The sequence below is a fragment of the Rhodococcus sp. EPR-134 genome, from assembly GCF_001647205.1.
GTDB classification, from domain to species: Bacteria; Actinomycetota; Actinomycetes; order Mycobacteriales; family Mycobacteriaceae; genus Rhodococcus_F; species Rhodococcus_F qingshengii.
In genome coordinates this window covers 1-3,069 of sequence record NZ_LVCT01000569.1, presented here as the reverse complement: position 1 = coordinate 3,069, position 3,069 = coordinate 1, and the positions used below count along the sequence as shown (strand labels likewise).

The following is a 3,069-nucleotide window of genomic DNA, read 5'->3' as shown; positions in this document are numbered from 1 at the left end:
GGTGGACCGCGCGGACTTCCGGCCAAGGTGTGGGCAAAGCTCATGCCTCACGCCATCAAGATCATGTCCTGGGTTCCGGGCCGGTGACGGGTGGAAACCGCCAGCGCGTACATCGAGGCAACGCCGGTATCGGTGTGGAAGGTTGTCAGCGACATCGAAGGTATGGGTCGCTTCAGTCCTGAAAACACCGGTGGAACATGGACTTCCGGAACTCCGGGCACTGTGGGTGCAAAGTTCAAGGGCACCAACAAGCATGGTCTGATTCGGTGGAGCACGCACTGCACGGTGGTCGACGTGGTCGACTGCCGGAGGTTCTCCTTCGAATCGGACGAGCCGAAAGCGCGGTGGACCTTTGTGCTCGAGCCTTCGGGAACGGGCACCGTGCTTACCGAGACTCGTGAGATCTATGCGACGCCAGCGCTTTACGTGCGCATGATGTCGGGTAGCGGCCTACTCGGTCGGGGTCGAGATCAGCTGATGCAGACCGGAATGGAAACCACCCTGGCGCGCATCAAGGCGTTTCTGGAGAGCTAGAAACTGACACAAGTGGGGCTGCACTCGATTCGAGTGCGGCCCCACTTCTGTTGTTGGAGATCTAGTTTGCAGTGCTGATGAGCGCAGCGTCGATGAGCGCGGTGTAGACACGCTCCGGTTCTTCGGCGATGCGATTGAGTACGTACAGCCACCACTGTGTTCCGAAGATGACGTATTCGCGTGTGGTGAAGCCTGCTCCTCGGAGTGCGTCCAGTTGCTCGGTGCCGAGGCCGAGCAGCATCTCGAACTCGACGTGCTCGCCTCTGAGCTTCGAATCATGCTCGGCGCGTAGTGCTTCGAGGATGTCGCGGTCATGTGTCGCGATGGAGACCTGGTGACCCGAGTCGACGATCCGGGCTGCGTAGTCGAGATACGCGCTGCGCAGTTCGGCACTACCGCGTGGGTAGGCGACGGACTCGGCTTCGAGGAAGGCGCCCTTCACGAGACGGATGCGACCGGGTCGGTTCAGCAGAGCGGCGAGATCCTTTGCCGTGCGGTGCAGTCGGGCCTGAACGGTGATCCCCACGTGAGTGAACCGCTCGGCCAGTCGCGCGTGCATGTCGAGGACCAGGTCGGTGCGGTCGGACGCCTCGGCAGAGATGATCAGCTCGGCACCTGCGCGTTCCGTGGTCTCGGCCAGGCGCACGACATTGCGAAAGCACTGCTCCGGATCGATGACCAAGCCGATGTGCGAGAGGTCGAACGACACGGTGCTGTCGACGCCCGACGTTCCGATCCGTTCCGCCAATTCCACGAACACATCGGTTTCGGCGTTCGCGAGTTCGGGATCCCGGACGCTTTCCCCGGTGTATTCGATGCTCGCCTTGTGTCCTCGCGCGAAGATCGAGGGGAGTCGGTCGAAAGCGTCGTCGATGGTTTCGCCGCCGATGTAGCGAGCGGCGACTTTCCGTGCGAGTGCTGCCGTCGCAGCGTCCGCCATGGTGCGTTCTTTCAGGGATTCGTCGAGTGCGAGGCGGCGTAGGGCGTCCGCGGCCTGGGCTTGTAGATCCGTGTTCACGGCTTCAGCGTATCCGGACGAGGGTGCGGGAATTATTCTACGAACTCTTGCGTTCGATCTATTGTCGATATATCGTCGATACGTCAAACAAACACAGACAGTCCAGGAGGACAACATGTACGCCCCACACAACAACCCAGAAATGCAAGAACGTCGCGAGCATGGCCGCCGAGGCCCGCATCGTGGACACGGTTTCCGTCGAGGATTCGAGGGCGAGAGACCCGAGGGTCGCTTCGAAGACCGAGCAGAAGGACGCCCCGAAGGCCGGCGCGGTCGACTTGACCAGCGCGGACACGGTCGGCCTCACTTCGGTGAAGCCGGCGCAGCGCTCCGTCCCGCGATGGGCCTACTCCGAGGTGCCGCTGTCGCGGTAGCCGCAGGTGGGACCGCTGAGCAGGTAGCCAAGGCCGAGGCAATTCTCGCCGAGGCACGCCGAGCACTGTTCGAGATGCTGGCGGAAAAGTCGGCTGACGCGCAGCAGGCTCACACAGAATCTACCGACACGCTGCCGGCAGAGTGATCACGGCGCTCAGGCGCCGACGGTGACTTCCTCGCTGTTCATGCCGGAAACGTGGCCGTCGGCGCCCTCTCGCCAGTACCCGACAACATTGTGCTTGTCGCGAGCTATTCCTCGAACTTCCCTCAGATGCTTACGAATACGACGGCTGGTTGCGCTTTCGCACGCCACCCACGCGTAGACGTCGGCCGATTCGGATTCGGGAAACTCGACCTTCTCCACAGCTTCGAACAGCGCGCTCGGCGCCTTTCCGAGGCCACTCCCCACGAGCCACGTGTACGTGACGTCGCCGCGAGTGACAAATTCCTGTCGATCCTCTTCGGTTTCGACCTCGATGATCGCCTGTGCGACATCGCCTTCACGAAGTTCTTCGACAATCCTGCCCAGTCCGGGGAGACCCGTGGCGTCTGCGACCAGCAGCTGCCAGCGAGGACCCGCCGGTGCTTGGTAGTGGGACCGCGAACTGTCCGACCAGAAGACGCCTAGTAGGTGACCTGGTTCGGCCCGCAGGGCCCAATCCGCTGCAATACCGCCAGGGTGCACGACGAAGTCGATGTCCAGACGTCGGCCGCCGTCGTGCACCTTGCGCACGGTGTAGTGCCGCCACGGTGGCTCGGTTCCGAGATCGGCCTTGCCGTAGTCGGGATTGTTGAAGTAGTCGTATTCTGCTTCTGTTTCACCGGGTTTCGGGAACGCGAGGTCGATGCGCTCGTCGCCTTGTCCGCCGGTCGGCCAGTGCCAGTCGCCTTCTGCCTCGATGCTGATTCGCCGCATGTGCGGGGTCAGGGACGTGACGGTGACAACGCGGGCGGGTTCGCAGAAAGACATGCCTCGACCCTATGGGTCCGGCGTGTCGAAGTGGAGACAGATGCTGTCGCAAGACGGACATCGAGCGCAGCCGAAAAGGCCAGCGTATGCCCCGGGGCATGATTCTTCCCCGGTGCACACGCTGGCCTTTTCAGTTATGTCGGTTCACGCCGCTGTCGGTGGGCTGTTCCCA

The 3,069-nt window shown here is 62.4% G+C and carries 4 protein-coding genes; 2 read left to right on the top strand and 2 right to left on the bottom strand.

Annotated features, from left to right (window positions below; genetic code table 11):
• Positions 1-90 precede the first annotated feature (90 nt).
• Positions 91-534 (top strand): SRPBCC family protein, encoded by a 444-nt coding sequence (locus A2J01_RS25395; RefSeq protein ID WP_003943564.1) that lies wholly within the window; start codon positions 91-93, stop codon positions 532-534.
• Positions 535-595: 61 nt separating this feature from the next.
• Here A2J01_RS25395 and A2J01_RS25390 read toward each other — a convergent pair whose 3' ends face one another.
• Positions 596-1,552: a proline dehydrogenase family protein gene (locus A2J01_RS25390; RefSeq protein WP_063315300.1), complete on the bottom strand. Its 957-nt coding sequence runs from the start codon at positions 1,550-1,552 to the stop codon at positions 596-598.
• A 115-nt stretch (positions 1,553-1,667) separates the two neighbouring features.
• Here A2J01_RS25390 and A2J01_RS37045 point away from each other — a divergent pair, with 115 nt between their 5' ends.
• Entirely contained in the window at positions 1,668-2,072 is a 405-nt protein-coding gene (locus tag A2J01_RS37045) for a hypothetical protein (protein ID WP_231915904.1), read from the top strand.
• 9 nt (positions 2,073-2,081) lie between these two features.
• Here A2J01_RS37045 and A2J01_RS25375 read toward each other — a convergent pair whose 3' ends face one another.
• On the bottom strand, positions 2,082-2,897 hold the full coding sequence (locus A2J01_RS25375; protein WP_064113849.1) for a siderophore-interacting protein: 816 nt from the start codon (positions 2,895-2,897) through the stop codon (positions 2,082-2,084).
• Between the last annotated feature and the right edge of the window lie 172 nt (positions 2,898-3,069).

What these genes read in the sequence shown, in the direction of transcription:
- A2J01_RS37045 (WP_231915904.1), top strand. Translation starts at nt 1,668, where the DNA reads ATGTACGCCCCACACAACAACCCAGAAATGCAAGAACGTCGCGAGCAT.
- A2J01_RS25375 (WP_064113849.1), bottom strand. Translation starts at nt 2,897, where the DNA reads ATGTCTTTCTGCGAACCCGCCCGCGTTGTCACCGTCACGTCCCTGACC.